A 7034-nucleotide genomic window follows, 5' to 3' on the forward strand; every position below is an offset into this window, starting at 1 on the left:
AGAGGGGTATAAGAGACAGGTGGCGGGACACGCGGCGCGTGCGGCGGCCTGAAGGCCCCACACGCCGCCGAACCCGCCTGCACCCGCCAACCCGCCCGGGGCGGTAGCCGTCGCCCCTCCCGGGGCGCGCGCCGAGGCGACAGAAGCGGACTGGGCGTCGGACGGGAGCTGTCAGAGTCTGTCAGCCGCGTTGTTCGGCGGCTGCGCCCCGCGCCCGCGCCGCGCACTCACGCGGACGACACGCCGCTGTGAGTCGCTGTGAGTGGCGAACGTCTTCACTTTTCGCGGCCACCGGAGCTACAGTCCGCAGCCCTCCACCGCACGCCGACCCCGCCTGCCGGATCCGGCGATCGTTCTGCAGCGAGTTCCTACCACCGATTAGGGAGATGCCCATGGCCCGACACGTCGACTTCACGCCACGAGCCGTCCTGGGAGGGACATGGCCACACGCCGTGACCAGACATCACGCGCGAACACACCGCACCCGTCGCCGTCGACCCCGCCCACGCGGACAACCGGCGGCGAGGCCCCGACTGCACACCCCGACACCGAACCTCCGGCCCTGCCGGGAACGCTGTCGATGGCCCGCTACCTGACCGACCCCGCAACCGAAACCGAGATCCAAGCCCTCGCCGCCGAAGCCGGCCTCCCGACCGTCGACCAAGCCGCCACCCTCGCCCGCCTGCTCCGCCTCCACCAACCCGCACCACCACGCGCCGCGTGACCTGCGCCCGCCCCCCTTCGGGGCGGGCGCGGCCCGCTTCACCCGAACGCTAACGATCGTGCACGCGCTGCGTCGTTGCGGCGTCCGTTGTCGCGCCGCCCACGGTCTGCCGCCGCCTGTCCGACGTTGGGACTCGGCGATGTTCAGGGATTTCCTACGTCTGGCAAGGAGATGCCCAGGATTCGGCACTTGGGCGGGCCGCTTGTCGCTAGCCGCTGATCGGTCGCTCGTACACGGCGCGGTGCTTTCCCGGCCCCTTGTAGTCGTAGATCACAGCCACGCCAGCCTTGGTCGTGTCTCCCGCAACGTTGCGGAAGCCTAGAGCGAGCCACGCTCTGTGCGCGGCGTGGTTGTCGGGTTCTGACGTGAGGAATAGGCGTCGGCATCCCCAGGCAGAGCCTTGCCGGTGAATTTCTTCTACGAGCGCCCGTGTGATGCCCTCACGGCGGTGGCCAGGATGCGTCATCACGTCTTGCAGGTAGATTTCCGAGGGGTCGACCTGGCTTCGGAAGGCGATCACGCTTCCGGCGACCTGCCCCTCGATGATGGCGAGTGGGCAGGTGTTGGCGAACAGCGTGGCGTACAGCCAGTAGTCCGATGAGCCCCGCAGCCTGATGTACGGCTCTCCCAGCGCCAGAGATCATCATCTGGTGTGGGATCGCGTGGCCCGCTCGGATCCCCTCGGCGAGGGCGGCGCGGGCTCGCCAGTCGGGGTGAGCCAGGAGTGCCTTCAGTTCCTGGGAAGTGCCGTCGTCAGCGGTGAGAAAGACGTAGAAGTGTCGGGCGAGGAACACCGCGTCCTCTACGGTGTCGAGTTGCGCGAGACGAACGAAGTCGTGGATGGCCGCTATGGGCAGCTGCGTCTCGACGCACGCCACGATGTCGGACCATACTGCCGGGCCGAAGCGGCGCAGGACCCGCAGCATCCATCGGGGGTACTCAGCGCCCAGTGCTGTCGCGGCTGCGTTGGTGTGCAGGAGGGCTCTGGCAAGCGGTAGGCCATTGTCGTGCAGGCAGCGGGAGGCGCACACGCGCAGCACCTCGGCGGTGGTGAACGCCGGGCTCTCACCGGTGAGTTCGAGCATCAAGGGCAGCGTCTCGGTGATGCTGATCGATGGTGACTGTGCGACGGCGGCCAGCAGTTCCGGCGACGTAGCGTCCAAGCCCTGCAACAGGAATTCCAGGACGCCTCGCAGGTCGCCTGACGTGCTCGTGCGAGCGGCAAGGTCGTTGAGCAGCTCGATGGTGATGGTCGAGCGTCCGTGGGCCTCGATGAGCTGGGCGAGCCACCGGGCGAAGAGATACTCACGGATGACGTCGTGATGGAACGTCAGGCCGCCGGACGGGCCGGACCGCACAAGTCTCGCGACCGGGGACGCGGTGAGGTCTCCGACATCCCCTGGCGGGTCGGCTTCCATCGCGGGAAGCAGGTGATGCGTCCATGCCGCAGCAAGCTGCATCCGCGCGAGTGCCGTCAGGTCCGCCGTGGCCCGTTCGACGTCCAGGCTCGCCGCCTTCAGGATCGAGGCGACGCAGAATTCCACGAGCCGGAAGGCGTTGGTCTGCCCGAGCGGTTCAGTCGACTTGGCGGCCCGGATGAGGCTCATGTACAGCGGCAGGCGGGCCAAGTTGCGAATCTTGGCGGGCAGGGCGTCGAACGGGGGCTCACTCTCGTGCCGCTGCGCGTTCTACACGTCCCGGGCCGTGCCGGCGTCCCAGCGGTCCAGCCGCAGCGACGGGCCGACACCGTGATCCTGACCGGTCATGACCGCTGCGGACAGGACGGGGTAGGGCGCGAGTTCGACATCCGGCGGTGTGCGCAGTACGAGGAGGAACCTCAGGTTGCCCGAGAGCACCTGCCGCAGCGTGCCGTCGAGCTGCCGGCAGACCTTGTCCACGACGGCGCGGGACTGCGGACTGTCGATGACGACGAGCAGAGGCCTGGACAGGCTCTGGCTCTCACCCTCGAGGGTCAGCAGCGGATCCACGCCCGCCGGCAGAGAGCCGTAGCGGAGGATCTCCCGCGCCAGGTCGACGTCCTCGGTCCACGAGTCCGCGGTCAGCAGTTGAACATCCACTCCGGGAGCCTGAGTCGCCAGATGGCGGGTGAAGCTGGTCTTGCCGCAGCCCGGGGGGCCGGTGACCAGGTAGACGCGGGCGGTCGAGACGAGGAAGTCCGCAACCAGTTGCTGGACGTCGGCCGGAGGCGTGTACACGAGATCGTCGGGCTGCTGGCTACTGAGCGCCGCGAGGATGGCGTCGGTCCGTTCCCTGGAACGGGCGCCGAGATCTGGGTTCGCGGGCGCGGCGCCGCCGTCGGCAGGTGCAGGCAAGCCGTTCGGACCTGCGGCCACTGACGCCTTAAGCCTCGATCCGTGGATCGGATTCGGGTTGATCGCTTGATCGGTTGAGACGGTCTTTGGTCGGCTGGGGGCGTGGTTGTGCTGCTGGTCTGTCCAGCGTGCTCGGTTCCTGGTCGGCGGGTGGGGGCGCGGATGCGTGTGCTGGTGGGTGTTGCGTGCGTGGGCGGGGGCGTTCAGGTGACGAAGACCGCCCGCCAGAGGGCGAGCCAGGCGTCGGCCCGGGGCCAGTGCGTGGGCAGGTGCAGCACGGGTCGGCGTTGGGGCCGGGCGAGCCGGGCGGGGATGTTGACCAGGTGGGTGCGCAGGGTGGCACCTCGGGCTACGGCGTGGCGGGGGCTGCCGGTGAGGGTGCCGGCGGCGCGCAGCAGGTTGTGGGTGATCGCGGCGAGGATGTTCCAGGCGGCGTTGGCGGGAAACGATCCGGACGGCTGGTGGGCCCAGGGCCCGTCGATGAGGTCGGACCAGACGGTCTCGCAGATGGCGTGCCGGCGGTGGGTGATGTCGGCCTCGGCGGTCGGTTCGGTGTTGTCGGTGAGGAACGGGTGGTGGCGCCAGACCGGGAACAGCGGGTCCTGGGTGTTGGCGTCGAGCACGCGGCGGACGATGAGCCGGCCGGTGATGCGGTGACGGCTGCCGGCGAACGCGGTGTAGGGCACCTCGGCCACGTGGGCGTCGGAGATCAGCTCACCGGTGTCGGGGTCGGTGACCGCGCCCGGGTCGTGCACGGGTGTGTATGCCTCCTCGGGGATGGCCGCGACCGCGGCGTTGACCGCTTCGTTCTTGGTCAGGGTGAACGAGTACCGGGCGCCGGCTTTGACGACGGCGGCGATGACCTTGCCGTTGCCGTAGGCGGAGTCGCCGCGCACGAGGATGTTGTCCGCGTGCGCGCCGGCGGCTTTGGCGGTGTTGACCGCCTCGGTGACCATGCTCGCCGCACCGCGGGAGGAGCCGGCACGTCCGGCCCGCAGCCGCACCCCGGCCACCACCGGCGCTGCGGTCTCGGTGGAGATGGTCACCGCGAGCGGGGACAAGCCCCGCCGCAGGATGGTCTTCCCGGCGATCTTCGTATGCCCGAACGAGGCTCCCTGCTTGGCGTGGCCGTACACCGGGCGCAGCAGAGAGTCGATGTCGATGAATGCTTGTTCGCTGATGCCGTGCAGGATCGGGGTCTGCCGGGCGAGGGCGATCAGGTGCGGCGCAGTACCGCTGACAGCTGCCGGGTATGGCCGTGGGTGAACTCCCGCAAGAGGATCCCCAGCGTCGCGGATGCGTAGACCCCGCCGAACACCTGCTTCATCCCACCGGAGCGGATGACGTCCAGGTCGTCGATGCTGTCCGCGCCGGCGGCCATCCCCGCGATGATCGAGGTCAGCTTCGGTGTCGGGTTCGCCGCCCCGGACTTCACCCGCTCATCGACGAACCGGACATGTTGATCCAGCAGCTGTGACAACCCGGCCTGTTCGGCCAGTTCCAGCACCGGGACCAAGCCCGCGTGCGACACGAGGTTGTCCTCGTCGAACACCGCGCCATCCGCCTGAAAGGCATGAGATCCTTGCACCGAGAGTGTCCTTCCGAGCCGCACCGATCTGGGTCCTAGAGAAACCCGATCATCGCAGCCCAGAGGGCACTCTCGTCATTTCCACGCCGTCTTCGACAGCGTCACACACCGGTCCGATCCACGGATCGAGGCTAAGGCCCACGTAGTACAGGGACGCGGGGCTGACCCGCTGTGCGACGAGATGCACGCATGGGGCCAAATTGGTGCCGTCGGGCATTCGCACGAACGGCGTCTCCAGGAGGGGATTCGGGTCGAACCGCCGCAGGTGCGGATCGGGGTTCCGGTTAACCCCTGCTCTGCTTCGTACATCGGCGAAGTCGGCTACGAACACCCGGTCGAAGATCTCCAGCACCTGGACCGGCGCCATGTCGTAGGCGTCGAACACCGGCGTGAAGTGGGGCATGGTGAGCCAGCCCGGGTTGAACAGTCCGCCGTTGCAGAGCGCGCCGACCAAGATAAAGAACGCTGCACGCATGAACTGCTCCAGCGGCGCGCCCAGTACCTGCTCCCATGAGGATACGGAGAGCACCTCGCAGTTCAGCGAGGAGTAATCCCGTTCGAAGAGTAACAAAATGCGTGATAGGTCCTCGAACCGGGAGTGTGCGAACGGGAATTGCTCGAACACGGTCCGGACCATCAGTGACTCCACCGCACCTGGCTGCCCGACCGCGTTGAGGAACGGGTCGTGCAACTCGAGGTAGGTGTTCCGGATTCGGATCAAGTCCTTGAGGGCCACCGTCTGCTGCCGGTGCTCATTGCCATACGCGGTGTTTTCCCGTGCAGCCGCCGCAATGATCCACGCCTGGATCAGATCGTTCGCACGGGGACGGTAGATGCTGCCGTCGAGCTGCTGGATAGAGGCGTTCGCCAGCGCTGGCAGCAGCACCGACGGCGCAACGCGTCGAGCTGCGGCGATGAAGTCCGCGTATCGGGTACTGGGAACGGGCGCCATGCCGTCCATAGTGCAGAAACTGACCGACGTCGCAAACGGGCGAACCGTGCGTGGCTTTTATAGCGCCTTGACTACCGTGAAGAGCCAGACCTCCAAGGCGCTGGCGAAGTTGCGCGCCGTCGCACCCGAGCTCGCCGAGCTGTACGTCCTGGAAGGAAGCGCCCGATGAACGACCAGCGTCTCCGGCTCGACCTGGCCGACCTGGCCGCGGAGGTCACCCCGGTCGACCTGCGGGACCGCGCGCTGCGGACGTCCCGCCGGATCGGCATCCAGCGGGCGGTGGCGACCTCCGCCGCGGCGGTGGTGATGCTGGCCGCCGCGACCGGCACCGCCTTCGCGATCCTGCCGAACCGGGGCACCGACCCGCTCCCGGCGACCACCCCGTCGGTCACCGCCAGCCCGTTGCCGTCGGCGTCGCCGTCAGCCACGCCCTCGGTCACCGACAGCCCGTCCGCGCCGGTCTCCGGCGATCCGGCCGGACCCCCCGACACCGCGACGTTCGACCGGCTCCACTACGGCCCGGTCTCGGGCGACGCCGAGACCGCCCGTCTCTACTCCTGGACGCCGGGGAACACTCCGACCCGACGGCTCGCCCTGCCGTTCCGTGCGGCACGGGACAACGCCGCCGTCTCGCCGGACGGCCGCCGGGTGGCCTGGGTGGAGGACGGCGGCGCGCTCTGGACCTCCGCCCTCGACGGCTCCGGCAAGCGCAAGCTCCACGACCTGGTCGACAACATGTGCTGGTCGCCCACCTGGTCACCGAACTCCCGGCAGCTCACTGTGCGGTTGGGCGCGGCGGACGGCAGCTACGACAAGGCTGGTCTGCTGAACGTCTCGTCCGGCGCCTTCACCGAGGTGGCCGGCTTCCAGGGCTGCCACCCGGTCTGGGCGGCCGACGACACGGTGGCCTTCGCCGACGGCTCGAACGGCACGGTCGTCGTCACCGACCGGACCGGCACCGGGCGGCGCACCATCCCGGGCCTCGGCAGCAAGGGCAGCCGGTACGTCTGCTTCGACGTCGCCAGCATCTCGCCGGACGGGCGGCGGATCGCGCTGTTCCGGATCGACCGCGACGGCACCTACGGTGACGCCGCCCGCGACCTGGTGGTCAACGCCGTGCTCGACACCAAGACGGGCAGGGAGGTGACCTTGCCGCTGGGTGGCCGTGAACTGCGGCAGGCCTACTTCCAGGCGGACGGCTCGCTGGTGGTCCGGGTGCGCAGCGGCGGCAAGTACACAGTCATCCTGGTCGACGCCGACGGGAAGAAGGTCACCGAGCGGGCCGAGCCGGCCAGCCTCGCCGACATGCACCCGGGTTCCGCAGTTTGTGGTCAAACGATCATCGGAATCTGGGCGTTGAGCAGCGAAGATTGATGCATGTCTAGAGAGAGTCGTGTGTCCACGCCCTTGGCATGTTCTTTGATCTTGGTTATGTGG

5 protein-coding genes and 2 pseudogenes are annotated in these 7034 nt (G+C 68.6%); 2 read left to right on the forward strand and 5 right to left on the reverse strand.

What is annotated here, in order from left to right:
* Nucleotides 1-932: 932 nt before the first annotated feature.
* From DLJ47_RS16130 to DLJ47_RS16145, 5 genes and pseudogenes are all read right to left on the reverse strand, one after another.
* Nucleotides 933-1271, reverse strand: a complete 339-nt coding sequence (locus DLJ47_RS16130; protein ID WP_342447636.1) for a GNAT family N-acetyltransferase — start codon at nt 1269-1271, stop codon at nt 933-935.
* Nucleotides 1165-2352, reverse strand: a complete 1188-nt coding sequence (locus DLJ47_RS36920) for a hypothetical protein (RefSeq protein WP_233257852.1) — start codon at nt 2350-2352, stop codon at nt 1165-1167. Before DLJ47_RS36920 ends, DLJ47_RS16130 begins: the two co-directional genes overlap by 107 nt.
* Nucleotides 2353-2412: 60 nt before the next feature.
* A complete protein-coding gene (locus DLJ47_RS36925; RefSeq protein ID WP_233257853.1) occupies nt 2413-3078 on the reverse strand; it encodes an ATP-binding protein in 666 nt (221 codons plus the stop codon).
* A 182-nt stretch (nt 3079-3260) separates the two neighbouring features.
* Nucleotides 3261-4645: pseudogene (locus DLJ47_RS16140) on the reverse strand (IS1380 family transposase).
* Between the two features lie 49 nt (nt 4646-4694).
* A complete protein-coding gene (locus DLJ47_RS16145; RefSeq protein WP_146228102.1) occupies nt 4695-5606 on the reverse strand; it encodes a hypothetical protein in 912 nt (303 codons plus the stop codon).
* A gap of 64 nt (nt 5607-5670) precedes the next feature.
* On the opposite strand from DLJ47_RS16145, the pseudogene DLJ47_RS16150 reads away from it, so the two are divergent.
* Both DLJ47_RS16150 and DLJ47_RS36305 read left to right on the forward strand, forming a co-directional pair.
* Nucleotides 5671-5766: pseudogene (locus DLJ47_RS16150) on the forward strand (SigE family RNA polymerase sigma factor); the annotation flags it as partial.
* The gene (locus DLJ47_RS36305) at nt 5763-6971 is read left to right on the forward strand and encodes a hypothetical protein (protein WP_199235871.1); all 1209 of its coding nucleotides are present in this window, start codon (nt 5763-5765) and stop codon (nt 6969-6971) included. The pseudogene DLJ47_RS16150 and the gene DLJ47_RS36305, both read left to right, overlap by 4 nt.
* The last annotated feature ends 63 nt before the right edge of the window (nt 6972-7034 follow it).

It is taken from the genome of Micromonospora sp. S4605, from assembly GCF_003176715.1.
Classification (GTDB): Bacteria; Actinomycetota; Actinomycetes; order Mycobacteriales; family Micromonosporaceae; genus Micromonospora; species Micromonospora echinaurantiaca.